Here is a 26,174-nt window from a genome sequence, read left to right as displayed (position 1 = left end):
CGCTCAGTCTTCGAGGCCTTTACGCAAATGCTGTTTGAGCTTGCCCAGGCGGTCGTGCATTTTCGCTTTCTCGTCGAGTGAAAGGCCGCCGAACATTTCCACCACCCATTGCTCGTGCGCCGCCGCCATGCGGTCGAACGCGGCGCGGCCTTCGGGCGTCAGGCGCACGGCCGTCGAGCGGCGATCGTCGGGATCGGTGTCGCGCGTGACGAGGCCTTCTTTTTCCAGTTGATCGGTAATGCCCGTGACATTGCCGCCCGTCACCATCAATCGACGCGACAGCTCAGTCATACGGAGTCCTTCAGGATGGCGTTCGAGCTGCGCCATCAGGTCGAAGCGCGGCAGCGTCGTGTCGAATTCCGTGCGCAGGCGGCGGCGCAATTCGGTTTGCACGAGGTTCGTCGTGGTGAGCATGCGCAGCCACAGGCGCAAGCCCATATGGCTATCGGCGCCGGTGCTCATTTCCATATCGACCACGTTGTCTGCGGGCTTTTCGACGCCCTTGCGCGTGGCTTTAGTGGCCGCGTGCTTGCGGGCGGGCAGGGGCGAGGTCATGTGATTTCTCCACCGGAAACGGATATCGACTGCCCGGTGATCGCCGCCGATCCGGGCGCGCAGAGCCACAGCACCGCATTGGCGACTTCATCGGGCTGCACGAAGCGCTGCTGCGGATTGTGGCGCACGAGGAGGCTACGCGCCTCGGCTTCGCTGCGCGAGGTCTTGCGGGTGATCTGGTCGAGCGAAGCCTGCAACAGCTCCGTTTCCGTGTAGCCGGGGCAAACGGCATTGACGGTGACGCCTTGCGTGGCCACTTCGAGCGCAAGTGCGCGCGTCATGCCGATTACCCCATGTTTTGAGGCGCAATACGCGGCCACATACGGATAGCCGACCTGACCCGCGGTGCTCGCCACGTTTACGATGCGGCCGCTCTTGTTCGCGAGCATTGCGGGCAGCACGGCGCGCGTGCAAAGGAAAGCGCCCGTGAGATTGACGTCGAGCATGCGCTTCCAGAGCGCCAGATCGGTTTGCACGAACGGCGCGGCCGTGGCTTGTCCAGCATTGTTCACGAGAATATCAACCGCGCCCAGGCGTTCGGCGGCTTGGGCAAACGCAGCGTTCACGGCGTCTTCATCGGCGACGTCGACGCTAACGCAAGCGATCATTTCACCGCCGCCCAACGCCGCGCGCCGGGCTTCGAGCTTCACCGCATCGCGACCCATCAGCGTGACGCGTGCGCCCGCGCGCAGCAGCGCGGCGGCCGTGGCCGCGCCGATCCCAGTGCCGCCGCCAGTTACGACGGCATGCCGTTCTTTCAAGGGTTCGTTCAAATTCGTCTCACTCATGTTCAGACCGTTCCTTCCGCGCGCTGCGCGCGTTCGAGCGGCGAGAGGCCCGCCGCCGCCGCGGCAGCGGCGCGTTCGCGCTCGATATTGCGTTCGAGCTGCGTCTTCGCAGCCGTGTATTGATGTGGCCACATCACATCGAAATAGCCTATTTTTGCGGCCTCGTTGAGTGTCCACGCCGGATTCGCCAGATGCGGGCGCGCCACGGCGCAAAGGTCCGCACGGCCCGCCGCGATGATGCCGTTGACGTGATCGGCTTCGGAAATCGCACCCACCGCAATCGTGGCAATGCCGGCTTCGTTGCGGATGCGGTCCGCGAACGGCGTCTGGAACATGCGGCCAAACACCGGCTTTTCGTCCTTGCTGACCTGGCCCGACGACACGTCGATCATGTCCGCGCCCGCAGCCTTGAATGCTCGCGCGATTTCCACGGCGTCGTCGGGCGTGATGCCGCCTTCGACCCAGTCGTGCGCGGAAATCCGCACGGAAATGGGCTTATCCTGCGGCCACACCGCGCGAATCGCCTCGAACACCTGCAACGGATAGCGCAAGCGGTTAGCGAGCGAACCACCATATTCATCGTTGCGTTGATTCGTGAGCGGAGAAAGAAAACTCGATAGCAGATAGCCGTGCGCGCAATGCAGTTCGAGCCAGTCGAAGCCGGCATCGGCGGCCATCAGCGTCGAGCGCACGAATTGCGCTTCGATTTCACGCAGTTCGTCCGCGCTCGCTTCGTGCGACCACTGGCTCACGCCGCGCAGATATTGCTGCGGCGAAGCGGATACTAACGGCCAGTTGCCATCGTCGAGCGGCTGATCGATGCCTTCCCACGCCACGCGCGTCGATCCCTTCGCGCCCGAGTGTCCCAGCTGGATGCCGATCTTTGCATCCGACTGCGCGTGCACGAAATCGACGATGCGTTTCCACGCGCTCAAATGTTCCGGTGCATACATGCCGGGGCAGGCGGGCGTGATGCGCGCTTCGGGCGACACGCAGGTCATTTCGGTCATGACGAGGCCCGCGCCACCCATCGCGCGAGCGCCCAGATGCATCAGGTGATAGTCGCCGGCCACGCCGTTTTGCGCGGAATACTGCGCCATCGGTGAGACCACCACGCGGTTTTTGAGCGTCACGCCACGCAGCGTATAAGGCGTGAACATCGGCGGCACAGGGCGGGCGCCCGCACCCGCGCGCTGTGCCAGCCATGCTTCGAAACCGCCCAGATACCGGGCATCGCGCTCACGCAGATTCTCGTGTGAAATGCGTTGCGAGCGTGTGAGCAGCGAATACGCAAACTGCTCTGGCTCGAACTTCGCGTAGCGATCGACATGCTCGAACCATTCGGTGGAATTGCGCGCGGCATTCTGGATGCGCAAAACGTCGACGCTTCGCACGCTGGTGTAGTGATGCAGCGCGGCGCGCAGGTCGCCGGGATGCGTATCCATGCTGTTCGCCAGTTCGATGGCGTCTTCGAGCGCGAGTTTGGTGCCGGAGCCAATCGAGAAATGCGCCGTGTGCGCCGCATCGCCCATCAGCACCACGGGAACCGCCTGGCCGTCGGCATTCGTTTTCCAGTGAACCCATTCGCGATTCACGACGCGCGGAAAGCGGATCCATTGCGACGAGCCGCGCAGATGCGAAGCATTCGAGCGCAGCGAATGCCCGTCGAGATAGCGCGCAAACAGCTTTTCGCAGAATGCGATGCTGTCTTCCTTGCTCATATCCTCAAGGCCCGCAGCGCGCCACACATGCTCAGGCGTTTCGACGATAAAAGTGGAGGTGTTGTCGTCAAAGCGATATGCGTGTGCCTGAAACCAGCCGAATTCGGTTTCTTCGAATGCAAACGTAAAAGCGTCGAATAGCTTCGACGTGCCGAGCCACACGAACCGGCAATCACGCAGATCGATATCGGGCTGATACGTGTGCGCGTATTTCTGCCGCGTGGCGCTGTTCAGGCCGTCGCTGGCGATGATGAGATCGGCGTTGTGGATATCGTCGTCGCTGATCTGCGATTCGAATACGAGCTTCACGCCGAGCTGTTCGCAGCGCGCCTGCAGGATATTGAGCAGGCGCTTGCGTCCTATGCCGCAAAAGCCATGTCCGGACGAACGTACCGAATGGCCGCGAAAATGGATTTCGATGTCGTCCCAGTGATTGAACGCATCCAGGATTTCGCCCGCGCTTTCCGGATCGGCGGCGCGCAGATTGCCGAGTGTCTGATCCGAGAACACCACGCCCCAGCCGAAGGTGTCATAGGGGCGATTGCGCTCGATGACCGTGATCTCGTAACCGGGATGACGCCGCTTCATCAACAGCCCGAAGTACAGTCCGGCCGGCCCGCCACCGATGCAAACGATACGCATGCTCGCTTCCTCGCTCAATCTGTAAGCTCAGAGTAGGCGTCAATACTTTAGGTGTCAAGCAATTTGCCGGAAGGGCGGGTAAGTCCTGGCGGATGGGGAAACTTACGGCTGTCTTGCGATCCGGGCAGAAACTGCAGTCGCTCCCGCGACTATGCGATGCTGCACACCTGTCGATCAGCACGCTTTAAAGCAGCGAGCGTTTAATCGATGGGACGCCTGGCTGGCATTGAATTCGCGTGCGCAATCGGGCCGCGTCATTTGCAGACCGCCAGGTTATACGGCTTTCAAACGCATTCCGCCATACGCAGTTTTCTGTTTATCGATCAGCCATCCTTACGAATGAATTCGCGCGTGAAGTCCGCGTGGATGCTTCGAGCAGTCGCAGTCCGGCCTTTCTCGTTTCTCAACCCTACGATCCGAATTGAGCGGGAGCCTTCATTGATGAGCCACACAGCGCAGCGATCGATCGAAATCGACTTCTTTCGCGGTTTCGCCTTGATTGCGATTGCACTCGACCATATTCCTTCCAGCGTGCTTTCGCATGGCATGCTGCACACTTTCGCGTACTGCGATTCGGCAGAGGTGTTTGTCTTCGTGAGCGGTTATGTATCGGCGGCAAGCTGGCTCGCAATTGCCGCGCGCAAGGGCGTCGATGCTGCAAACTGGCGCTTTTTCCGGCGCAGCCGGGAGATCTATGCCGCCTATCTGTGCGCGGCGGTGTTGATGCTGCTTTCTGGTGCGGCAGCCATGGCCTTGCATGTGGATTCGCCGCTCGTGGAGGTATCGGGCTTTACGCGTTTTGCGGCGCATCCGTTGTCTATGCTCGGCAATATTGCGATCTTTCGCGATCAACCTTATCTAGCGGGAGTCTTGCCGCTTTATGTCCTGCTCGTGCTCGCATTGCCGCTCGTGATGCCGCTCGCTCGGCGCGCACCGGCGGTCGCGCTGCTCGGCAGCTTCATGCTCTGGTTCGCGAGCAGTTGGCTCGGGCGCTATCTGCCTTCCGTGCCCGGTTCAATCTGGCCGTTCAATCCGTTTGCGTGGCAGGCGATGTTCATGCTCGGCCTGTTGTGTCGGCTCTATCCCGTCTCCAACGCGTTTCAGATCTCGCGCGTCGGCCGCAGCTTGACGTTGCTTGCATGCGTGCTGGTCGCCACCTTTGCGTTCGTGCGTCTTTTTGTCGAAGTCGATCCGCAGCCTGGCTATATGAAGCAGAACCTCGCGAGCGTGCGCATCGTCAGCTTCGCCGCTGTGGCCTGGCTTGCGGCGCAGGCCACGCGGCTCGGTTGGGTCGGCTGGCTTGCGCAACGTGTGCCGGGCATCGTCACCGTGGGGCAGCAGGGGCTCGTGTGCTTCGTGGGCGGCGCGCTGGCGTCCAATACGATCGATACGCTGCTGCGTGCGACGCATTCGAACATGCTGTTGCCCGCGCGCCTCGCGGGCGATGCGCTCGCTATCGGCGCGTTGATGATGCTGGCCGGTGGCGCGCGACGCTGGAAAGCCGTGCGGCCACGCGTTGCGCTGACGTAGCGTCTGTTACGACTGCGCGAGTTCGCGCACGTCGGTGACGGGCGATGCGCCGAAGTCGTCGCTCAACGCATAAGCGACCAACTGGCGTGCGGAATCTTCGGGCGTCGCGAGCTTGCCCGTCTGCTTGAGTTCTTCGAAACGTCCGCGCAACGGAAAGTGTTCGACAGACGTGGCGCGGATAGTCGCCTGCATGCCGGTGTCCACCACGCCAGGCGCTACGCTGCTGATACGCACGCCTTGGGGCGCGTCGAGTGCCACCGCCCGCGCATGATGATCGAGCGCGGCCTTGGTCGCGCAGTACACGCTCCAGCCCGCGTAGGCATTGCGCGCCGCGCCGCTGGAGATATGCACGATGCGGCGCTCGTGGGCCTGCGTAGCGGCAAGGGCGTTGGCCAGCATCAGCGGTGCGGCCACATTGAGCGTGACCGCGCGGGCAATCGCGATCGCACCCTGGGCGCCGAGCGGCGCGATCGGATCGACCATGCCCGCGTTGTTGAACAGCAGCACGCACTGCGCGCCTTGTGCGAAACGCTGGAGCGCACCGCTGGCGAGCCAGTTTTCGACGGCGTCGGGATCGGCGAGATCGAGGGAGGCCTCTACAAATTGGGGCGCCGATGCCGGGCGCTCAGATTGCGCGAGCGTTGGATGTGCGCTACGTCCCACGCCCAGCACATCGATCTGGCGCTCAAGCAGCAATTCGGCCAGCGCGGCGCCCAGACCACGCGAATGGCCGGTCACGATTGCGCGTACCGGGGAGGAGGAAATACTGGATTGGGTCATGATTTATAGGGGAAAAACAAAAAATCAGGAGCACGATGCGCTGCCTCGCCGGGCGAGCGCATTGTCGGAAGCTAAGGGGAATCGAGGGTCCGACGCGACGTGATTCAGACACGCGCAAAGCGGTTTTTTGCGCTGCACACGCATGAAATCAAGAGAATCAGGCAAATCGTCGGGCGTCGTTTTTCACGTTTTTTGCCTTCGAACAGGCATCAAAAGCCGCGCCAGAACTGGCGAATCGCGGACATAAAGCGCGACGAGACAGAAATGCGCCGCGCGATTCGGTATCATAGCGTCCGATCCAATAAGGAAGAGAGCTGGACGTGAAAGCCGCATCGCAACAACGCCGACCCCTGAGCCTCAAAGACGGGCTGCTTGAACTCAAGAAGAGCATGGGGCTGCCCACGGGTCAGCCGCCCGAAGAACAGGCGCAGTCGCCGCAAGGCAAGCACACGCCCAAGGGCGCACCGAAAGGCGCACAGGGCCAGCGTCGCGCGCAAGGCGCGCCGGGCCACAAAGGGCCGAAGGGTCCTCGTCCGGCAGGCGCTGACGAGGCGCGCAATCGCGCACGTCCCCAGCACGCAAAGGGTCAAGGCCAGGGCCAGGCTCAGGCCAAGCCCGCCGGCGAAGGCGGCAAGCCGCCGCGCCAGTCGCGCGGTCCGCGTGACGGCGAACGCAATGACCGCGGCGAACGCGGTGAGCGCAGCAACAACCGCCAGCGTCCGGCCCGCGCACCGCAACAGATGGCCAATCTGAGCGAAGCCGAAAAGGCGCGCATCGAACGCAACCGCCAGCTGAACACGGTCTGGAACGTTTTTGCGAAGCTGTACCCGGCGTTCCGCGACCGTCTGCCGCTGAAGATCGGCGTCGCGGAAGATCTGGTCACGCGCCATCCCGACTACGAGCGCACGCTGATCGTCGCCGTGCTCAAGCGTCACGTGAATCATCCGCGCTATCACGAGCGCGTCGCCGCAGGCGGCTCGCGCTTCGAACTGGACGGCAGCGCCTCGGAAGGTCCGGGCATCGACCCGTCGCACGTTGGCCGTGCCAATGCAGCGCTCGCTCGCCAGAAAGCCAAGGCCGAAGCGCAAGCCAAGGCTCAGGAAGCCGCGAAAACGGCGCAACCTGTCGCCGCCGATGCTACGGTTGCACCGGCGCAACCGGAAGCGGCTGCGGAAGCTCCCGCAGCGCCCGTGGCCAACGAAGCCGTTGAAGCCGCGCCGCAACCGGTCGAACCTGCCGCAGGCAACGACGCAGCAGCCCAAGGCACGGAAGGCAACGAAGGCGCAACGCCTGCCGCCGACGCCTGAGCGTCAAGCGCCCTCCCGGCGCTACGATAGGACGACAGCAAACCGCCCGGCACGATTCACTTGCCGGGCGGTTTGCATTTCTGCGTTCGGTTTTAAGCGGAGCGAGCTTTAGCGTTCACGCGAGCGGGAATAGCTGCGCACAGCGAGTGGATCGGTTCCCGATGCCGCAGTCGTAGCTTGCGCGGATGTTGAAGAGGACGAGGCGGACGAGGCCGATGCGCCTTGCGCGGCCGCTACGTCGCTTGCCGCAATATTCGCGGAGAACGCGTCGCTGAAGTTGGGCGCGGCATCGTCGCCGGGTGCACCGCCAGCCGGCGTGGCGCTGGCGCTATCCAGCACGCGGCTGAACTCCGCGGCGCGCGTGCGGATCTTTTCCGCATAAGCCTTCGATCCGCCGTAGTTCTTCATCGCCGCATCTAGATCGCCGCCCGCCGCGCGCTTGTAGCCGTAGAGAATTGATGAGCCCACATCGATATTGACGTCGGGATCGGTCAAATCTTTGACGTTGCGCAACAAATTGCGGTGCGCCGAAGGCACGACCTGCATCAGGCCGGTCGCGTTGTTGCCGCCGTGCGCCTTCTCGTGGAAACGCGATTCGACCGAAATGATCGCAAGCAGCACAGCCGGCGGCAGCGAATATTTCGCGGCAGCCGTGGTGACCGCCTGCGAAATCTGCGCAGCCTTTTCCTTCGCCAGCCCGAACTTCTGGGTCAGATAGGTGGGGAGCTTCTTGTCGTCCCCTTGCGGGGGAGCCTGCTGCGCCGCTGCGTGTTGCACGAGGCCGGGCAGCAAGGCGAGCAGGCAGAGTAGGCGCCTCATGGCCAGTGCGCGTCGTGAGCTATGGAAGCCGCACAGTATAACCGGCCATGAAAAAGGACAGCCGGGATTTGACCCTAGCTGTCCTTCGAGCAAATTACCGCAACTTCAGGCGACGCGATCTCTTGATCGCGCACAAATCCCTCAGTTTTTCTGCACCGATGCCTGATAGATTTCGTCGATGCTCGCCGCCAGCGTGGCGTCGAAATCGGCGTCGCTCATCTGCTTCGTGAGGTCGTTGATAAGCGCGCGCGAGAAACTCGCGATCATGCCGTGGTTGTGCGTGAGGCGCTCGCAGGCGTCGCTGCGCGAATAGCCGCCCGACAGCGCGACCACGCGCACCACGCGCGGGTGATCGATCAGCGGCTTGTAGAAGTCGGCGACATCGGGAATCGTCAGCTTGATCATGACGTTCTGCGAGGCGGGCAGGGCGTCCAGACCCTTGAGCAGGGCGTCGCGCAGCAGTGCTTCGGCTTCGGCCTTGTCGGGCGCCTTGATCGAGACTTCGGGTTCGAGGATCGGCACGAGGCCCTTCGCGCTGATCTGCGCGCCCACTTCGAACTGCTGTTGCGCGATGGCCGCGATACCCGACGCCGACGCACGCTCGACCACCGAACGCATCTTGGTGCCAAAAATGCCGGCCTTCACGGCACGATCAAGCAGGGCGTCGAGGCCGGGATTCGGCTTCATCAGACGCACGCCGTCGGCTTCACTTTCCAGTCCCTTGTCGACCTTGAGAAAGGGCACCACGCCGCGGTCTTCCCAAAGGAACGTTGGCACCGGCTTGCCGTGCGCCTGACCATCCATGGTCTGCTCGAACAGAATGGCGCCGATCACTTTCTCGCCCGTGAACGCCGGCGCGCTGATGATGCGCACGCGCATTTCGTGCATCAGACGGAACATATCGGCGTCGCTGCTGTACTCGCTTTCGGGGATGCCGTATTGCTTGAGCGCGCCCGGCGTCGAGCCGCCGCTCTGATCGAGCGCCGCGATAAAGCCAGGCTTGTCGCGCATCTGCTGCAACATCTTGTCGTTGGCCATCTTCCAATCTCCCGAAAAATAAGCGCCTGCGGCGCGATCCAGAAATCCGATTCGTCGAGTGTACCGGCGCTGCGTGACAGCGTCTGCGCCAAAGTGCCGGCCACGCTCGCGCATCGGTGCGCAAAGGTGCGTTTAGGTCAATCGACCAAAGGAAGCAAACGCAATGCCAAGGGTCCCCATTTTTTCAGACAATGACCTGCGCCTGGGCAGAGCGATCGTTAGCCAGCAACGCCGACAGACGCCGCAGCGCCGATTGCAGTTGGGCGCGATCAGCCGCCGCGCCCAGCGAAATGCGGATCGCATTGGCTGCATTGGCCGCGCCGCCGCGCTGTTCGAAAGCCGTCGAAGGCGCGACGGCCAGGCCCTCGGTGCTGGCCGCCGCCGCGAGTTCGCGCGCCTGCCAATAACTCGGCAACGCGTACCAGAGGTGGATCCCGGCATTCTCGCCCGCCGCCGGGCCAAGCAATTGCGCCGCGAGACGCTGGCGCGCCTGCGCCTCCGCGCGCACGCCCTGGAAAATCTCGTCGGCGACGCCTTCTTCGATCCACTGCATCGCCAGCGCATTGGTGAGCGGCGCGGCCATCAGCGAAAACGAACGCAGCGCGGCCAATACGCGTGCGTGCGCTGCGCTGTCGGGCAACGTCAGAAAAGCCGTACGCAGCCCCGGCGAGAGCGTCTTGGAAAGCGTCGACAGATAGCAGACCTGCGCGGGCGCCATGCGCGCGAGCGGCGGCGGGGCGTCGACCGCGAAGCGCCAGTACGGATCGTCCTCGACGATGCGCACGCCGTGGCGCTGCGCCACGCGCAGCAGATCGCGGCGGCGCGCTTCCGAAAGCGTGGTGGCGGTGGGATTTTGCAGCGTCGGATTCAGGTAGAGCAGACGTGCGTTGTGCATAAGGCACGCGGCGTCGAGCGCGTCGGGCAGCATGCCTTCGGCATCCGTCGCGACGGTTTCGAGACGGCGGCCGAGCTGCGCCACCGCGTGCGGCAGCCCCGGATACACCAGCGGCTCGCTCAGCACAACTTCGCCGGGTACGCTGAAGGCGAGGATCAATGCGGCCAGCGCCGACTGCGCACCGGAACACACCACCAGCCGCGCCGGATCGACCGCGCCCAGCACAGGTTCGAGCCACTTCGCGCCCGCCGCGCAATCGGCCGCCGCCCCGCCGCCGATGTGATACGTCATCAGCAGATCGGCGTCGCTGCGCAGCAGAAGGCGCGACAGCCCTTCGCGCAGCAGCGCGTCGGCGTCCAGCCCTTGTGGCGGCGGCGGAATGTTCATGCTCAGATCGACGCGCTGCGCCAGTTCCGCGCGCGGCGCGGCGATGAAGGTGCCAAGCGGCCCGCGCGCCTCGATCAGGCCGCGTCGCCGCGCCTCGTTGAAGCCGCGCGTGATGGTGGTCAGATCGACGCCGAGCAGATCGGCCAGCGTGCGCTGCGCAGGCGCGCGCTCGCCCGGCGAGAGCGTGCCGTCGGCCACCGCGCACTCGATGAAATCGACGAGGCGCAGATAGCGCGGCCCGTCGCCGCCTTGCAGCGCCGTGACCCACGCCGATGCGGCGTCTTTCTTGTCCGGATCAATGCGGTCTTTTCGCGTCATTCTGTCGCAGATGTATGTGTCATGTCTTACTCTAGCATGCGGACACGAAGCGCGTAAATCCATACATATAGGCTATGTATGGGTCTTTGCCCGGCGTCCTGACGGCGCATGAGCAAAGTCAAAGTGGGCACGTATGGATGGGTTTGCGCGATCGTCAACCATGGAACCCGACATGCGCAACCTCCACCTCCGAAGAGGACCGGCCGTCGAAGCCGACCCGCCGCTTCCTCAACCACCCACACGCTCGAAATCCCTGTTCCGCCGCGCGGCGCCATTCGCGTCGGCCGGGGCGCTCGCCTTGCTCGGCGGCTGCAGCTCCGTGCTGATGGACCCGAAAGGCGACATCGGCGTGCAGGAGAAAAACCTCATCCTCATCGCGCTCGGCTTGATGCTGCTCGTGGTGATTCCCGTGATCGCGCTCACGCTGTGGTTTGCGTGGCGCTATCGCGCGTCGAACACCAGCGCGACCTACGCGCCGAAGTGGTCGCACTCGACCGCCATCGAAGTGGTGGTCTGGACCATCCCCTGCATCATCGTGGTGACGCTGGCCGCGCTGATCTGGAAAACCACCCATTCGCTCGATCCGTACAAGCCGATCGAATCGCAGGTCAAGCCGGTGCGCGTCGATGTAGTGGCGCTCAACTGGAAGTGGCTGTTCATCTATCCGGATTACGGCGTCGCCTCGGTGAACCAGCTGGCGATTCCGGTCGGCACGCCGGTGTCGTTCCGCATCACGGCGGAATCGCTGATGAACTCGTTCTTCATCCCGCAACTGGGCAGCCAGGTCTATGCGATGTCGGGCATGGAAACGAAGCTGCATCTGATCGCCGATCACCCCGGCACCTATGCGGGCCGTTCCGCGGCCTTCAGCGGCCCGGGTTTCTCGGACATGCATTTCGACACGCTCGCCACCAGCCGCGCCGATTTCGACGCCTGGATCGCACGCGCCAAAGCCTCGCCCGCGATGCTCAGCCGCGGCGCTTACGAGCAGCTCGCGGTGCCGGGAGAAAAGGCCCCGGTCGCGCTGTATTCGAACGTCGCGCCGGGTCTCTTTGAAGGCGTGGTCGACAAATACATGCGCGACGTGCACGGCAACCCGATCTGCGGCACCGGCACGGGCATGAGCGCCAGCGTTCCCGCGCTCACCATGAACAGCAGCGCGGCGCGTGCGCCCGCCACCCTGGCAGCGGAGTAAATCACATCATGTTCGGAAAACTCACGCTCGATGCCGTTCCCTGGCACGAGCCCATCATCATGGGCACCGGCGGCGTCGTGGCGCTCGGTGGCCTGGCCCTGCTCGCGGCGATCACGCTTGCGGGCAAGTGGGGCTATCTGTGGCGCGAATGGCTGACGTCGGTCGATCACAAGCGCATCGGCGTCATGTACATCATTCTCGCTATCGTGATGCTGCTGCGCGGTTTCGCCGACGCCATCATGATGCGCGCGCAACAGGCCATCGCCTATAACGACGCGGCCGGTTATCTGCCGCCGCATCACTACGATCAGATCTTCACGGCGCACGGCGTCATCATGATCTTCTTCGTGGCCACGCCGCTGATCCTCGGCTTGATGAACGTGGTGGTGCCGCTGCAGATCGGCGCGCGCGACGTGGCGTACCCGTTCGTCAACTCGCTGTCGTACTGGCTGTCGGTGGTGGGCGCGGTGCTGGTGATGGTGTCGATGTTCGTCGGCGATTTCGCGGCGACGGGCTGGGTGGCGTATCCGCCGCTCTCAGAACTCGGCTACAGCCCGACCGTCGGCATGGACTACTACATATGGTCCTTGCAGATATCGGGGCTGGGCACGACGCTTTCGGGCATCAACTTTATCGTGACGATCCTGCGCATGCGCGCGCCGGGCATGAAGCTCATGATGATGCCGGTGTTCGTGTGGACGGCGCTCATCACCAACATCCTGATCGTCGCGGTGTTCCCGGTGCTGACCGGCACGCTCGCGCTGCTCACGATGGACCGCTATCTCGACATGCATTTCTTCACGAACGAGCTGGGCGGCAACGCGATGATGTACATCAACCTGATCTGGGTGTGGGGCCACCCCGAGGTGTACATCCTGATCCTGCCCGCGTTTGGCGCGTTTTCGGAAATCATCGCCACGTTTTCGGGCAAGCCCCTGTTTGGCTACAAGTCGATGGTGTACGCAACGTCGTCGATCGGCATTCTGTCGTTCTTCGTGTGGCTGCATCACTTCTTCACGATGGGCTCGGGCGCGAACGTCAACGCCTTCTTCGGCATCATGACGACGATCATCTCGATCCCGACCGGCGTGAAGCTGTTCAACTGGCTCTTTACGATGTATCGCGGCCGCATCCGCTATCACAGCGCGACGTTGTGGACCATCGGCTTCATGGTGACGTTCGCCGTGGGCGGCATGACCGGCGTGCTGCTGGCCGTGCCGGGCGCGGACTTCGTGCTGCACAACTCGCTGTTTCTCGTCGCGCACTTCCACAACGTCATCATCGGCGGCGTGGTGTTTGGCTGCCTCGCGGGCGTGAGCTTCTGGTTCCCGAAGGTATTCGGTTTCACGCTCAACGAGTTCTGGGGCAAGGTGTCGTTCTGGTGCTGGCTGATCGGTTACTGGCTTGCTTTCACGCCGCTGTACATCCTCGGCTTCGAAGGCATGACGCGCCGTATGAACCACTACTCGGAGCCGGGCTGGCATATGTGGCTGGTGGTGGCGCTGGTGGGCGCGGTGTTCGTCGGCCTGGGCATTTTCGCGCTGATCGTGCAGCTCTATGTGAGCGTGCGCGACCGCGATCTGAACCGCGACGTGACGGGCGACCCGTGGGATGGCCGCAGCCTCGAATGGTCGACGGCTTCGCCCGCACCGTTCTACAACTTTGCCGTGATGCCGAAGATCACGTCGATGGAGCAGCACTGGGACAACAAGGAAGCGGGCGTCGCCTACGTGCAGGCGCGCAAGTACGAAGACATCCATATGCCGCGCAACACCGGCGCGGGCTTCATCATCGCCATGTTCAGTTTCGTGTTCGGCTTCGCGGCGGTGTGGCATATGTGGCCGTTCGCGGTGCTGGGTCTGGTCGGCATGATCGGCACGTTTATCGCGCGTACCTATAACCAGGATGTCGATTACTGGGTTCCGGCCGCGGAAGTCGAGCGCATTGAAAACGCGCGCTTCCAGCAGCTCAAGTCAGCGCAAAAAACGCTGGAAATGAAGGAGGTCGCGTAAGTCATGGCTCACGCTGCAACGACACATCACGGCCACGATGATGGCCACAGTCACGGACACGACGACAGCACCAAGACCACGCTCGGGTTCTGGATCTATCTGATGAGCGACTGCCTCATCTTCGCGACGCTCTTCGCCACTTTCGGCGTGCTCGCGAATGCGACGGCAGGCGGTCCCGGTGCGAAGCAACTGTTCGAACTGGATTACGTGCTGGGCGAAACGCTGCTGCTGCTTGCAAGCAGTGTGACGTTCGGTCTTGCGATGCTCGGCCTGCATTCGCAGCGCCGCGGGCAAGTGATTTTCTGGCTCGTGGTCACGTTCCTGTTTGGTGCGGGCTTCGTCGGCATGGAAGTCAACGAGTTCGGCAAGCTGGTTGCCGATGGCGCGGGTCCGCATACGAGCGCGTATCTGTCGGCGTATTTCACGCTGGTCGGCACGCACGGTCTGCACGTAAGCGCAGGTCTGCTGTGGATCGCGATCATGATGCACCAGACCTGGAAGTTCGGACTGACCGGTACGGTGCGCCGACGCCTCGCGTGCCTGAGCCTTTTCTGGCACTTTCTGGATCTCGTGTGGATCTGCGTTTTCACCTTTGTTTATCTGCGAGGCATGCTGTGAGTCATTCCCACGTCTCTCATTCGTCTCACTCCGCCGGTCACGACGACGGACATGGCAGTTTCAAGGGCTACATGATCGGCACGGTGCTGTCGCTCGTGCTCACGCTCGCGTCGTTTGGTGTGGTCATGTTTCATGTGATTCCGCCCGCGCAAGGTCTGACGGCGATTGTCGTGCTGTGCGTAGCGCAGCTCGTCGTGCAGCTGGTGTATTTCCTGCATATTGGCGCGGCGCGTAGTCAGCGGGCGAATACCGGCATTTTCATCTGCACGGCGTTTTTGATTGCGGTGATCGTCGGTTTGTCGCTGTGGGTCATGCACAACGCAAACGTCAACATGATGCCGTCGCAGATCAGCGTCGAGCGCGCCATGGCGCACGATTGATGAATTGATCCGCTAATGCGGATTTCGCCCCGCGTGGGTCGGGTCCTTTGGGATCGGGCTGCGCGGGGTTTTCTGTTTGCAGTTGATCGTCGTTCAAGCTCGCCAGGTAAGAGAAGTGCATGCATGCGCATTGGGTTTCTTTCTGCCCGGGCAGCCCGGTTGTTGCTTGTTCGATACCCGACTTTAAGGTAGCGTGAGCGCTCTTTTTTGCCCGTTCACGATCCATGACCCACATCTACACGTACGGCATCCATACCGGTCTTACTCGAGAGGAATTATTTTTCCTTATTACTATCGATAAGACATGTGAACATCTAGGAATAGATGACGCAGTAGGCGTGGGAATGATTTTGGTTGGCCAACGATTTATACCGACGCGCGGAAAATTCGCCGGAGCAGTCAAAGGCACGTCCATTGCTTCGGTGGTGTCACGTCGCTTGTTACCTTATGAGCTGAAACAGAAGGTTTTGCCAACGGTAACATCGTTCAAAAGCCTGATTCTTCTGCGAATCAAATTCACACGAAGTCTTGGCGTATTCGTGGGGCGCGCTATTCCGGGAGTAGGCTGGATTCTGCTGGCCGCAGACGTGTCGACTATTATTTACAGATCGATTAACGCCTATAACAGCCTGGTGGCACAAGAGGATCGCCTGTAATGACCGATGCCTGGAACAATCTCGTGGAATTCATCGCGAAGGACGCGGGAGATCCATTGGTCGGCAAGCTCAACCTCACGCGCGATACCGATCTCTACCATGATCTCGACATGGAGCCGAAGCGCATCGCGCTGCTCATCGATCAATGGGCGGCGACGTTCGGCGTGAATCTTGCCGATTTCTCTATCGACGATTACTACCCGTCCGCGAAACTCGGTCTTGGATCGTTTTTCATGACTGTAGTGAAATCGCCGTTCAGTGCGCAAGCGCGAGAAACGCTAGGCGGTCAGGCGATAACGCTCGGCATGCTGGAAGAGGCGATGAAGCGGGGCGAGTGGTAACGTTTATTCCACTCCACCGGTTTCCCCAAACAACCCCGTCTCCATACCCGTTTCGCGCAGTTGCTTTAACCGCGCATAGACCGTCGTGCGCGACACGCGCAATTGCCGCGCGACCGCCGCCACGTTGCCGCCATGCTCGCGCATGGCGTTCTGCACTGCGATCAGCGTCTGCTCCTCCAGCGTGGAGCCATTCTGCGCACCGCCCACAGCAACAGCGGCGGACGTCGGCTCATCGTCGGCTACCAGCGGCATATCCATGCGCCGCGCCGTGCTGCGATTGAGCGGCGCGCGCGCGTATTGCACCCACACATGGCTGCCGTCCGCGCGCGCGATACGCAGCGGATTGCGCTGCGGCCGCAACAGGCGGCTCAGTTGCGCGAGCGGCACATCGTCGAACAGATCGCGCAGCGCGAGCGGGGGCAGGGGCGCGCCGTGCGTCAATCCAAACATGCGCCGCGCCATACGGCTCGCGCCGCGCAGCGTGCCGTCCTCTTCCACGGCCAGCACGCCCGCTAGCGGCGTGGCGAGCCAGCGCGGGTCGTGCTGGACGCGCAGCAGATGGCAACCGCGCAAGGTCGCAAAGAGACGTTGTTCGGCGGCCAGCGCCGCGAGCCGGAACTGCTCGCGGATCGGCGAGAGATCGCGCTGCCCCGTACCGGTGAGATCGAGTGCGCCGATCACTTCGCCATGCAGCCCGTAAAGCGGCACGGCGATGCACGACGCGCGCTCGAATTCGTCGAGGTAGTGCTGGCCGTTCGCGACGGTCACTTCGATGCCTTCGTGCAACACGCAACTCGGCGCGGTGGTGCCGATATGCGATTCGAGGATGCGGCGTCCCGCGATGATCGGCAGGATCAATTCGTCGTCGCAGGCGGGGCTGCGGCGCGCGTGGATCACCGTGCCTTGCGGATTGACGCAGAAGATGGTCCAGTCGTCGCCGCCGAAGGCGTCCCACAACTGCTCGATTTCATCGACGACGCAGCTGTATAGCCGCCGGTCTTCGTGCGATTCGCGGGTGCTGCGCGCACTTTTCAACAGCTCGTATTCGGGCGCCTGCCAGGGCCGCACGCCCGCGTCGCGCGAGCGCGCCCACGACCGCGCCACGGAATCGGGCAGCAGGCCAGACGCAAGCGCGTCGGGCAGAAGTTCGCCGCCGCCAAAGCGTTCGCGCACCGAATGCAGTTGAGCCAGCGCGCTGTCCGTCGCGCGCTCCGCCCCAAATTGCGACGCGGATTTGCTCTTCATGCGGGCTCCCGTTCTGGCGATTTCATGCGATGGGTGAGGTGGCTGACGAATCGAAAGCGACAAGCACGGACGGGCGGCACGATGCCGTTTTAAAGGGCACCATGCCGCCCGTCCGGGCGCAGGCCTGAAACGCATAAGTCCGCGCCGGAAACTGCGAGCATACCGCAGCCGGTACGCACGCCGCAGCGCGGGATTACCTTGGGCCAGCCCGCCCAGTGTCGCTTTCCGGCGGCTTGCGGCGGTTTGCGGCGGCTTGCGTCGTGTCAGGCAGCTCAGGCGTGGGTGAAGCGCAGGATCGGCTTGAGCGTGACGCCGCGCGTGCTGTCCTCGGCGGCTTCGTTGATCTGCTCAAGCGGGTAGAACTTCACCAGTTTGTCGAACGGGAAGCGCCCTTGCTGATAAAGCTCGACGAGTTGCGGAATGAAGCGCTGCGGCACGCTATCGCCTTCGACGATGCCGCGAATCGTGCGTCCATTCAGCAGCAGGCTGTTGATGTCGAACTCGCCCTTGGTGCCCAGCGGCGGCGCGCCCACCACGCCAATCGCGCCCAGCGTGCCAAGCGCTTCAATCGCGCCAGCCAGCACCTGTGGATGCCCCGTCGATTCCAGCGCGAAATCCACGCCGCCGCCGGTGATCTCGCGAATCGTCTCAACCATGTCCACTTCGCGGCTGTTGACCGTGTGGGTCGCGCCCAGCTCCTTCGCCAGTTCGAGCCGCGACGGAACGATATCGACCGCGATGATGGTCGACGCGCCCGCCACGCGCGCCGCCATCACGGCGGAAAGACCCACCGCACCCGCGCCGAAGCTCGCGAAACGGCTGCCCGGCGTCACCTTCAGCGAATTGATGACCGCGCCCGCGCCGGTCTGGATGCCGCATCCCAGCGGCCCCAGCAATTCGAGCGGTGCATCCTGCGGCACCTTGATCGCGTTGTTTTCACGCGCAAGCGCATGGCTCGCAAACGACGACTGCGCAAAAAAGTGATCGTGCAGCGGACGGCCTTCCTCGTCCTCGATGGCGGTGCGGCCTTCGAGATCGCCGCCGCCGAAATTCAGCCCGAAGAAGTGGCTGCAATAGGCACCGTGGCCGCCCACGCAGGGCTGGCAATGCCCGCAGGCGCCGTACGTCAGCACCACGTGATCGCCGGGCTTGAGGTTCTTCACGTTCGGGCCGACTTCCTCGACCACACCCGCGCCTTCATGCCCCAGCACGGCGGGCAGTGGCACCGGATAGAACTGGTCGCGCACGATCAGGTCGGTGTGACACAGGCCCGTGGCGACCACGCGCACCAGCACTTCGTCGTCCTGCGGGCCGCGCAGACGCGCCTTCTGGATCGTGAACGGCTCGCCCTTGGCGCGCGCAACGGCGGCTGTGATTGTTGTGCTCATGCGTATCTCCTCAGATCGGGTAGAGCGGGGCTTCGCCCTTGACGGTGAGCCACTGCCATTGCGTGAACTCTTCCCAGTTGGCCGGACCGCCGATGCTCGTGCCGTTGCCCGATGCGCCCACGCCGCCGAACGGGTTGATCACTTCGTCGTTGACGGTCTGATCGTTGATGTGCAGCAGGCCCGTGCGCAGGCGCTCGCCCATGCGCAGTGCGCGGCCCACATTGGCGGTGACGACCGCCATCGACAATCCGTACTCCGTATCGTTGGCGAGCGCGATGGCTTCTTCTTCGGTGTCGAAGGGCACGACGACCGCCACCGGCCCGAAAATTTCCTCGTTGAACGCCGGGTTGTCCTGGGTCACGCCGCTCAGCACGGTCGGTTCGAAAAAGAGGTCGCGATAGCCGCCGCCGGTTTCGACGCGGGCACCGGCCTTCTGCGCATCCGCCAGGACACGGGCGATGTGGTCGCGCTGCGCGGCATTGATGATCGGCCCAAGCGCGACATCGCCGTTAGCCGGATTGCCGACCGTGAGGCCCGCGGCCTTCGCCACCAGTTTTTGCACGAATTGATCGTAAATTTTGCGCTGCACGAGCACCCGGCCCGTCGCCATGCAAATCTGGCCCTGATGCAGATAGGCGCCCCAAGCCGTGTTGGCGACGGCGAGATCGATATCGGCGTCATCGAGCACGATCAGCGAATTCTTGCCGCCCAGTTCCAGCGAAACCTTCTTGAGGTGACGGCCCGCCGCTTCGCCGACCTTGCGGCCCGCGCCGGTCGAGCCCGTGAACTGGATCATGGCGATGTGCGGGTCGCTGGTGAGCGCCGCACCCGCCGCGCCGTCGCCGGGCAGCACGTGCAACAGGCCCGCGGGCAGGCCGGCCAGTTCGAACAGGCGCGCGATAGTGAAGCCGCCGCAGATCGAGGTGCGCGGGTCCGGCTTGAGCACGACGGCGTTGCCGAGCGCAAGCGCCGGAGCCACGGCGCGCATCGCCAGATAGAGCGGGAAATTGAACGGCGAAATCACGCCGACCACGCCCAGCGGGCGGCGACGCGCCAGCGACAGACGGCCCGGCACCGAAGGCAGCACCTCGCCCGCCGAACGCGACGGCAGCGCGCTCGCTTCGTGCAGCGCCTTGATGGTGACGTGTGTTTCGGCAGCGGCCTTGCCGCGCGTCGAGCCACTTTCGCGCACGATCCAGCCGGCGATCTCGTCGGCGGCGTCTTCGGCCAGACGGGCGGCGCGGCGCAGCACGGCGGCGCGCTCGTCGTAGGGCAGCGCGGCCCAGGCCTGCTGCGCATCGAAAGCCGCTTTCGACGAAGCCGCCACGAAAGCCGCGTCCGCCATGCCGATGCGGGCGAGGCGCTCGCCGGTGGCCGGTTCGAGCACATCGGCAGCGGAGGTGCCGTTGCGCCATTCGCCGGTGAAGACGCGGCCATGCCAGCTGTCGTTATCGAGGAGGCGGGTGGAAGATGTAACGCTCATGCTGACTCCTGTTGGTCTCGTGCGAATGCCGGGAAGATGGCGGTAAGGACGCCACAAAGTCGCCACCTTAAGGAATGAGGGCCAGCGTCGCAATCAGGAATAGTTCCCGGCTCTGGATCGCCCGTGCCATGCGGCGGGCGGCATAAAAGCGTTCAGTTGCTGAACACATGGATTTTTTGCGAAGGGCGTGGGCACGCCTCATGCGCTAGCAGAGACGTCGCGACACACCGTCGCTTTTACGTGGAGACGCACCATGAACAAGGACCAGGTGAAGGGCACGGCAGAAAAGATCAAGGGCAAGGTCAACGAAGCCGTCGGCCGCGCCACCGACAATCCGCAACGCGAGCTCAAGGGCGACGTGCAGCAGGCCGCCGGCGAAGCACGCAAGAACTATGGCGACATGAAGGAAGCCGCCAAGGACATGACGAAGCGTCATCACTAAGCGAGGCTGCGGTCTCGACATGGTGTGGGGTGTGGCGCGCCGTTCGCGCGACGCCTCACGCGTCGCAAGCCGGGTTTCCTGCCGGATCTTGTGCCTGTGACGGATTTTGCGCAGCGCCGACCTGTATAGGCCGGCGCTGTTTTTGCGTGTTTTTGAGCTGTTCCGGCCGGGCCTCGTTCAGCCCGGACCTTCCAGAATGCGCGCCTGACGCCGCATGCCAGCGAAGATCGCTTCGGCCACATCGAGCGGGAAATCGTCGGGCAGCTGCGCGCCGACTTCATCGATGACGCGTTCAGTGTGTTGCGCGACCGTCGCCATCATCTCTTCGACTTCCTCGACGGAAAATCCCACGCGCTGTCCTTGCGCGATCCAGTGACGCGGAAAAATCTGCGCGATGCGGTAATGGGCATTGCGCCCGCGCACCGCCATCGCGAGACTCGCGCGCTGTGCCGCAAGCTGGTTGCGCCCGCGCCCGATGATGGGATGCGCCGATAGCACGTCGTAAAGCGGCGTGGCGGCGTAACGGCTGCCGGGCAGATGCGCGATGCTGAAATTCTTGGCGTGTCCATCGGTGGCCGCGAGCAGCCAGAAAACGATCTGCGCGAGAAAAAAATGCCGCCGGTCCTGCCGCGAATGCGATGAGCCGCCCAGCACTGCCATCACGGCATTGATGCCAGGGCCGCCGTCGGCTTCGTATTTGACGATGCCGGGCGTGCCCGTAGCCTGGCACAGATCCTCCTGAGGCAGGCGCACGATCCAGCGGCCGTTGCGCGCCATGCGCCGGTCGAAACGCTCGACCACGAGCGCCTTGGTGTCTTCGAAATGCGCAATTTCGCACGGCGCGATCGGCAGCCCGAATGCGCCGACGATCTTCGCGCAGAGCCATTCATTTTCCACCGACGTCCGCATATCGGCGCGCATATTGCCCACCAGGCCGAGCGGCAGCTTGAGAATGTGCGTGGTAGGCGTGCTGCCCGTGGGCAACAGCCAGCGCCCGTTACGGCGCAGCAGGGCGGTTTTTTCCTGCGCACCGGCAATCGAGAGGCGCAGATCGTCCACCGGCTCGTGCTCGCCGAAATGCGGCGTGGAGGTGGTGTCGCGCAGCAGCCGGGCGATGGCGGCCTCGTCGAGCGGACGGCCTTCAATCGATTCGAGCCCGACCGGCGTTTCGCCCGCCGGCAGCAGTTGCAGCGCGCCCACGCAATCGCGGCCGAGCACCGCAAGCAGTTCGAACGGCGAGATGCCCGCCGTGCGGTAACGCGCGGCGATACGCCGCCGGATGCGTTCGCTATCGGGCAGGAGATTGTCGAAATAATCGGTGACGACGGGCCCGCGCAAGGGCTGATTGCCGGGCGTGAACGGCAGCGAGAGCGAGAGCGGACGGCCTTGTTCATCGTCGAGCCAGCTTTGCAGATACACGAGCCGCTCGACGCCGCGCACGATCTCCCAGTAGCCAACGGGCAGGCCGTTCATCCACAGGTCGAGGCGGTTCGTGAGGCGGGGGCGCGCCATTTACCAGTCCTCGCGCTGGGGCGATCTGGCGGCGGCTTTACGCGGCGCAGCGGTTTTTTTCGACGATTTTTCGGGGGACTTTTTCACCACGGCCTTTTTTGCCGCCACCTTCTTTACGGCGGCTTGCTTCGCGGCCGTCTTCCTGACGGCCGTGGCGCGCCGAACCGGCTCGGCCTGCTTCGCCCCCGCGGCGAGATGCAGATCGACCGCGAGCAGCCGCAATACACGAAAGAGCCGGTCGACGCTTGCGGTCGCGGGATTCGCTTCAAATGCTGCGTAGCTTTGCTGGGAGATGCCAAGCCGCTGCGCGACGGCTTCCTGGGTCAGGCCAGCGTTCTTGCGAAAGCCTAGCAGCATGGGGCGCAACTGGCTGACGGTCTTGAGCGGATAGTCCACGCGAAGCTCCGGCAGAGGGATAGGGCAAAGGAGGATGCTTACAGTCTATAGACTGTAAATGCAAAATACAACCTAAAAGCTGTAAATGCAAAATACAGGCTATAGGCTGTAAGCAACTTCGCCCGCCAGGACTGCGGGCGAAACGATCGGGCCTCAGGTCGGCGTAGCGAAGAAGTAGCGCGTGAGGTGAAAGAAGATCGGCGCGGCGAAGCAGATGGAGTCGATGCGGTCGAGCATGCCGCCATGGCCGGCGATCATCACGCCCCAGTCCTTGGCGCCCATCGAGCGCTTGACGGCCGACAGCACGAGTCCGCCAATAAAGCCGCCAATCACCGTCACCGCCGACATCAGCGCGGCCTGCCACACATTGAACGGGGTGAGACCGTGCAGCAGGGTGCCCAGGCCGATTGCAAGCGCACCACCGCCAATCAGGCCTTCCCACGTCTTCGACGGACTCACGAGCGGCGAAAGCTTGCGCTTGCCCCAAAGCTTGCCGCACACGTACTGGAACACATCGCTCGATTGCACGACCAGCAGGAAGAACAGCAGCAGCGGCCCGTTATTGTCGAAGTAGTGCGGCAGCGGCAACAGCAGCAGGGCGGGCGCATAGCTGAACGAATACACGCAGACCATCAGCGCCCACTGGATCTTGGCATTGCGCTCCAGAAATTCAGCCGTGTCCTGAGAAAAAGCCTCCGATGCCGAGAGCACGAAGAACATGTACACCGGCATGAAAATCGCGAACAGCCCATACCAGTGCAGCGCAACGAGCAGAAACTGGCCGGGCAGCGCAACGTAGTACGCGAGCACGAGTGACCAGTAATCGGCGGGCTTGGTGGGCGTGAGCGTAATGAACTCGCGCAGCGCGAAGAACGAGCAGATAAAGAACAGGAACAGCGTCGCGTAAGGACCCAGCCACAGCGCCGCCGTGACCACGGCAATCATGACCCACCACGCGGCAATGCGCTGGTTCATATTGGCGACGGTCGTGTTGGCCAGACCGAACTTCATGCGCAATACCGCGCCCACCACGGTAAAGAAACAGAGCAGGGCGACCACGCCCACAATCGTGATCCAGAAGACGTGCGGCATCCTTATCCCCGTACCGAATTTTGAAGTTTGATCACGGCGTCGCGCGCCGTGGTGAGGAAGGCTTCCTTATCGAGTTGCGCGGCGCCGGGCACGGCATCGCCGAACGACACGCTGCAATTGATCGGCACCGGCAGCAGTTTGCCTTTGGGCATCGCGCGCATCAGATCGGACAGGTGCACGGGCACGAGCTTCACCTCGGGAAACTCGTGCGAAAGCCAGTAAAGCCCGCTTTTGAACGGGCCGATTTCGCCGGTCTGGCTGCGCGTGCCCTCAGGAAAAATGATGATCGACCAGCCCGATGCCAGCGCCTCGCGCACCAGCTGGAGCGGATCTTCGCCTTCGCCCTTGCGCGTCACATACACCACGCCCAGCACGCGATTCGCGATAAAGCGGCGCATCGGCGAAGCATCCCAGTAATCGCGCGCGGCAGCAGGGCGCACGCTCGTGCGCAGATCGGGCGGCAGCGCCGCCAGGATGGCCAGCGTATCGACGTGACTCGAATGGTTGGCGAAATAGATCGTTTGCTGCGCGGAAGGCGGCGTGCTCGCGTAGCGCCCACGCGCGCCCACCACGAGTCGCACGACACCCAGCAGCCAGCGCTGCATCACGTTACGCATGAGTTTTTTCCTCCGTGATCCGATGAAGATCCTGCACCAGCGCGCGCGTACGCGTGACACAAGTGAGCGCGCTGCCGGCCGCGATGATCGCCAGCGCCGCGGCAAGACAGACCGGATGCCGATGCAGCGCGATTTCGACGATCGTCGCCACGCAGGCAAACGTAAGCAGCGCCATACGATGCTGCTTGGCCATCGGTCCGATGAAGCGCTGCGGCACGCCCACCGAGCCGCCGAATACGCGCACATAAGCAGTGAGCGCTGCGAACAGCGCGGCGGCCCAGCCCAGCGAAGGCAGACCCACGCCATACCCGGCGGCAACCAGCAGGAAGCTGTCCGCGATGCGATCCGGGAATTCGTTGAAGATCGGCCCGACAATGGATTTTTTACCGCCTTCGACGGCCACCAGCCCGTCGATGACGTTGCACAGCAGACGCAACTGGATGCACACGATTGCGATGATCATGTCGATCACGCTGTCGATGCGCAGCAGCGCCACCGCGCCGATTGCCGCAAAAACGGCGCTCGCGCAGGAAATCTGGTTAGGCGTCACGCTCGTGCCGGCCAGAAACCTGGACAGCGCCACGATAACCGTGTTGGAGCGCGATTTGATTGGGCGGCGGTTTTCGTCCATGAGGTTGGGTTACGTCGATGGAATGTGGTTGGCCGTGACGGGCCGGAAGCTCGGCGTTATACAGCGCCGCGAAAGATTGATGGCGCGTTACACGACGGATTCTTGAGCGTCGCCAAAGGCGACATCTCTATTTAGCACAATTCAAAAACTGCGATAATTTGCATTATGTCAAATCAAGCAAGCCCGACAAAAACGGCGGCTACCTGTTGCTGTCGACGCCCGTCGACCGCCGCCCAATTACCTGGCATGCCGAAGGATCGATCAATCCTTCGGCAAACTTCATAACGGCGCAGGCGTACCGGCACGGCTTCAGTGTTCGTTGCTGGCTTTTGCGGCCTGCGGGCACGCCGGGTCTTTGCCCCAATGGCCGTCGCAGACGCGCCAGCGGCACAGTTGATCCTCGAAGAATCCTCGCTCGCTGCAAGCCTTGACCTGTTGCGCCAGCGAAGCGTTCGCGTCAGCCGACTTGGTCGACGTCTTCGAGCCATGCGTGCTGCCACCTTGCTTCGCATCGCCCGGTTTCTCGGCTGGTTTAGTGCGCGCGACCAGCACAGCGAGCAGATCGACGTCAGAGTCGTCACGCTTGCCGCTGGCGTGGGCTTTCTTCGATTGCGCTACGACAGTCTTGCTTTCGCTCTTATGCGCGTTGGCCTTTTCCTGCTTCTCCTGCTTCGCGTCAGCAGCACTCTTGTGCTTTGCAGTGCTTTTTTCAGGCGTCTGGGCCTGCTGCACAGCCTTCGCTTGCGGCGCAACAGGCGCAGCTGGCGCTACGGACGCAGCAGCACCGCTCGCACTACCATCCGCGAGCGCGCGCGAAAGCCGGTCGCCGTCGCCGGCTTTCGCATTTGCCGCATCGTCATCCGCAACGATAGTGGCCGCGTGCGACGCGGAGGCATCATCGGGTTTAGATGCGCCTGCAACGATCGCATGCGACGCGGGCACGGCCGACGCGGCCGCGACGGCAGCCGAACTGGCCGCTGTCGCCGCCACGCTGGACGCATTGGACGCACCGGCCGGCGTACGCGACATCCAGTGCCATGCACCGAATGCACCCGCGCCAATCACGAGCAGCGCCACAAGGCCTGCGGCTTTCGAGGACCGCTGCGGCTTGCCGGCGGGCGGAACGGGCGGCACCACGCGCCCTTCGAGGTTCGCGAGAATGCGCGAGCCATTGGGCGTGCCGCTGGCAGGTGCGCCGGCCGGTCTGGCCGGGGCATCGGCAAGCAGACTGGGAGGAGCTTTGGGTCGGGAATTGTCCGGCACACTCATTACTTTAGAGTCTCATTCGGATCGTGCACATTGAATCGGGCCTGTTTCGCCGTAATAATACGTATCGGCCCGAGTTCGGGCAGGCCTGATTCTAAAATCAAGCATTACAAAAAACAA

26 protein-coding genes are annotated in these 26,174 nt (G+C 63.2%); 10 read left to right on the top strand and 16 right to left on the bottom strand.

The window, feature by feature from the left end; translation table 11 throughout:
• Nucleotides 1-3: 3 nt before the first annotated feature.
• The 3 genes from F3J17_RS18020 to F3J17_RS18010 are packed head-to-tail and all read right to left on the bottom strand — an operon-like array spanning nt 4 to nt 3,706.
• Nucleotides 4-555: a MarR family transcriptional regulator gene (locus F3J17_RS18020; protein ID WP_167061434.1), complete on the bottom strand. Its 552-nt coding sequence runs from the start codon at nt 553-555 to the stop codon at nt 4-6.
• The gene (locus F3J17_RS18015) at nt 552-1,343 is read right to left on the bottom strand and encodes an SDR family oxidoreductase (RefSeq protein ID WP_167061431.1); all 792 of its coding nucleotides are present in this window, start codon (nt 1,341-1,343) and stop codon (nt 552-554) included. Before F3J17_RS18015 ends, F3J17_RS18020 begins: the two co-directional genes overlap by 4 nt.
• A gap of 2 nt (nt 1,344-1,345) precedes the next feature.
• On the bottom strand, nt 1,346-3,706 hold the full coding sequence (locus F3J17_RS18010) for a bifunctional salicylyl-CoA 5-hydroxylase/oxidoreductase (protein WP_167061428.1): 2,361 nt from the start codon (nt 3,704-3,706) through the stop codon (nt 1,346-1,348).
• Between the two features lie 441 nt (nt 3,707-4,147).
• Here F3J17_RS18010 and opgC point away from each other — a divergent pair, with 441 nt between their 5' ends.
• Nucleotides 4,148-5,236 (top strand): OpgC domain-containing protein, encoded by a 1,089-nt coding sequence (opgC, locus tag F3J17_RS18005; RefSeq protein WP_167061425.1) that lies wholly within the window; start codon nt 4,148-4,150, stop codon nt 5,234-5,236.
• Nucleotides 5,237-5,242: 6 nt separating this feature from the next.
• Here the strand turns inward: opgC and F3J17_RS18000 are convergent, their stop codons facing one another.
• On the bottom strand, nt 5,243-6,016 hold the full coding sequence (locus F3J17_RS18000; RefSeq protein WP_167061423.1) for an SDR family oxidoreductase: 774 nt from the start codon (nt 6,014-6,016) through the stop codon (nt 5,243-5,245).
• A gap of 320 nt (nt 6,017-6,336) precedes the next feature.
• On the opposite strand from F3J17_RS18000, the gene F3J17_RS36605 reads away from it, so the two are divergent.
• Nucleotides 6,337-7,323 carry a ProQ/FINO family protein gene (locus F3J17_RS36605; protein WP_167061420.1) on the top strand — a complete coding sequence of 329 codons (987 nt, stop codon included), beginning with the start codon at nt 6,337-6,339 and terminating at the stop codon, nt 7,321-7,323.
• 108 nt (nt 7,324-7,431) lie between these two features.
• Here F3J17_RS36605 and F3J17_RS17990 read toward each other — a convergent pair whose 3' ends face one another.
• The 3 genes from F3J17_RS17990 to F3J17_RS17980 form a co-directional block, all read right to left on the bottom strand.
• The gene (locus F3J17_RS17990; RefSeq protein WP_167061417.1) at nt 7,432-8,142 is read right to left on the bottom strand and encodes a transglycosylase SLT domain-containing protein; all 711 of its coding nucleotides are present in this window, start codon (nt 8,140-8,142) and stop codon (nt 7,432-7,434) included.
• A gap of 141 nt (nt 8,143-8,283) precedes the next feature.
• The gene (locus F3J17_RS17985) at nt 8,284-9,180 is read right to left on the bottom strand and encodes a fructose bisphosphate aldolase (RefSeq protein WP_167061414.1); all 897 of its coding nucleotides are present in this window, start codon (nt 9,178-9,180) and stop codon (nt 8,284-8,286) included.
• A 184-nt stretch (nt 9,181-9,364) separates the two neighbouring features.
• A complete protein-coding gene (locus tag F3J17_RS17980) occupies nt 9,365-10,780 on the bottom strand; it encodes a PLP-dependent aminotransferase family protein (protein WP_167061409.1) in 1,416 nt (471 codons plus the stop codon).
• A 172-nt stretch (nt 10,781-10,952) separates the two neighbouring features.
• On the opposite strand from F3J17_RS17980, the gene cyoA reads away from it, so the two are divergent.
• From cyoA to F3J17_RS17950, 6 genes are all read left to right on the top strand, one after another.
• Nucleotides 10,953-11,975: a ubiquinol oxidase subunit II gene (cyoA, locus tag F3J17_RS17975; protein WP_167061406.1), complete on the top strand. Its 1,023-nt coding sequence runs from the start codon at nt 10,953-10,955 to the stop codon at nt 11,973-11,975.
• Between the two features lie 8 nt (nt 11,976-11,983).
• Nucleotides 11,984-13,987 (top strand): cytochrome o ubiquinol oxidase subunit I, encoded by a 2,004-nt coding sequence (gene cyoB / locus F3J17_RS17970; protein ID WP_167061403.1) that lies wholly within the window; start codon nt 11,984-11,986, stop codon nt 13,985-13,987.
• A gap of 3 nt (nt 13,988-13,990) precedes the next feature.
• Entirely contained in the window at nt 13,991-14,605 is a 615-nt protein-coding gene (gene cyoC, locus F3J17_RS17965) for a cytochrome o ubiquinol oxidase subunit III (protein ID WP_167061400.1), read from the top strand.
• Nucleotides 14,602-14,985, top strand: coding sequence for a cytochrome o ubiquinol oxidase subunit IV (gene cyoD, locus F3J17_RS17960; RefSeq protein WP_167061398.1), 384 nt, complete (start codon nt 14,602-14,604; stop codon nt 14,983-14,985). The genes cyoC and cyoD overlap by 4 nt, the downstream gene beginning before the upstream one ends.
• Nucleotides 14,986-15,209: 224 nt before the next feature.
• Nucleotides 15,210-15,641: an STM2901 family protein gene (locus tag F3J17_RS17955; RefSeq protein WP_167061393.1), complete on the top strand. Its 432-nt coding sequence runs from the start codon at nt 15,210-15,212 to the stop codon at nt 15,639-15,641.
• Entirely contained in the window at nt 15,641-15,982 is a 342-nt protein-coding gene (locus tag F3J17_RS17950) for a DUF1493 family protein (protein WP_167061386.1), read from the top strand. Before F3J17_RS17955 ends, F3J17_RS17950 begins: the two co-directional genes overlap by 1 nt.
• A 3-nt stretch (nt 15,983-15,985) precedes the next feature.
• On the opposite strand, the gene F3J17_RS17945 is transcribed toward F3J17_RS17950, so the two are convergent.
• From F3J17_RS17945 to F3J17_RS17935, 3 genes are all read right to left on the bottom strand, one after another.
• Entirely contained in the window at nt 15,986-17,227 is a 1,242-nt protein-coding gene (locus F3J17_RS17945; protein WP_167061383.1) for a helix-turn-helix domain-containing protein, read from the bottom strand.
• A gap of 272 nt (nt 17,228-17,499) precedes the next feature.
• A complete protein-coding gene (locus F3J17_RS17940; protein WP_167061380.1) occupies nt 17,500-18,615 on the bottom strand; it encodes an NAD(P)-dependent alcohol dehydrogenase in 1,116 nt (371 codons plus the stop codon).
• Between the two features lie 10 nt (nt 18,616-18,625).
• On the bottom strand, nt 18,626-20,098 hold the full coding sequence (locus F3J17_RS17935; RefSeq protein WP_167061377.1) for a benzaldehyde dehydrogenase: 1,473 nt from the start codon (nt 20,096-20,098) through the stop codon (nt 18,626-18,628).
• A 253-nt stretch (nt 20,099-20,351) separates the two neighbouring features.
• Here F3J17_RS17935 and F3J17_RS17930 point away from each other — a divergent pair, with 253 nt between their 5' ends.
• Nucleotides 20,352-20,540 carry a CsbD family protein gene (locus tag F3J17_RS17930; protein ID WP_167061375.1) on the top strand — a complete coding sequence of 63 codons (189 nt, stop codon included), beginning with the start codon at nt 20,352-20,354 and terminating at the stop codon, nt 20,538-20,540.
• A 177-nt stretch (nt 20,541-20,717) separates the two neighbouring features.
• Here F3J17_RS17930 and F3J17_RS17925 read toward each other — a convergent pair whose 3' ends face one another.
• The 5 genes from F3J17_RS17925 to F3J17_RS17905 all read right to left on the bottom strand — a co-directional run bounded on the left by F3J17_RS17925 (nt 20,718) and on the right by F3J17_RS17905 (nt 24,620).
• Complete coding sequence (locus F3J17_RS17925; RefSeq protein ID WP_167061372.1) at nt 20,718-22,052, bottom strand: type II toxin-antitoxin system HipA family toxin; 1,335 nt, start codon at nt 22,050-22,052, stop codon at nt 20,718-20,720.
• On the bottom strand, nt 22,053-22,448 hold the full coding sequence (locus F3J17_RS17920; protein WP_167061369.1) for a helix-turn-helix transcriptional regulator: 396 nt from the start codon (nt 22,446-22,448) through the stop codon (nt 22,053-22,055). It abuts the gene before it with no gap.
• A 153-nt stretch (nt 22,449-22,601) separates the two neighbouring features.
• On the bottom strand, nt 22,602-23,540 hold the full coding sequence (locus tag F3J17_RS17915) for a phosphatidate cytidylyltransferase (RefSeq protein WP_167061366.1): 939 nt from the start codon (nt 23,538-23,540) through the stop codon (nt 22,602-22,604).
• A gap of 2 nt (nt 23,541-23,542) precedes the next feature.
• Nucleotides 23,543-24,157 carry a lysophospholipid acyltransferase family protein gene (locus F3J17_RS17910; RefSeq protein ID WP_167061363.1) on the bottom strand — a complete coding sequence of 205 codons (615 nt, stop codon included), beginning with the start codon at nt 24,155-24,157 and terminating at the stop codon, nt 23,543-23,545.
• Nucleotides 24,150-24,620, bottom strand: coding sequence for a CDP-alcohol phosphatidyltransferase family protein (locus F3J17_RS17905; RefSeq protein ID WP_205194846.1), 471 nt, complete (start codon nt 24,618-24,620; stop codon nt 24,150-24,152). The genes F3J17_RS17910 and F3J17_RS17905 overlap by 8 nt, the downstream gene beginning before the upstream one ends.
• On the opposite strand from F3J17_RS17905, the gene F3J17_RS36030 reads away from it, so the two are divergent.
• Nucleotides 24,619-24,894, top strand: a complete 276-nt coding sequence (locus tag F3J17_RS36030) for a hypothetical protein (RefSeq protein ID WP_205194845.1) — start codon at nt 24,619-24,621, stop codon at nt 24,892-24,894. The genes F3J17_RS17905 and F3J17_RS36030 overlap by 2 nt on opposite strands.
• Nucleotides 24,895-25,097: 203 nt before the next feature.
• Here F3J17_RS36030 and F3J17_RS17900 read toward each other — a convergent pair whose 3' ends face one another.
• A complete protein-coding gene (locus tag F3J17_RS17900; RefSeq protein ID WP_167061358.1) occupies nt 25,098-26,057 on the bottom strand; it encodes a hypothetical protein in 960 nt (319 codons plus the stop codon).
• Between the last annotated feature and the right edge of the window lie 117 nt (nt 26,058-26,174).

It is taken from the genome of Burkholderia sp. Ax-1719 (assembly GCF_011753055.1).
In the GTDB taxonomy this organism is placed as follows: Bacteria; Pseudomonadota; Gammaproteobacteria; order Burkholderiales; family Burkholderiaceae; genus Paraburkholderia.
Note: the sequence above shows the minus strand (reverse complement) of the source record. Positions and strands in the feature narration are given on the sequence as shown.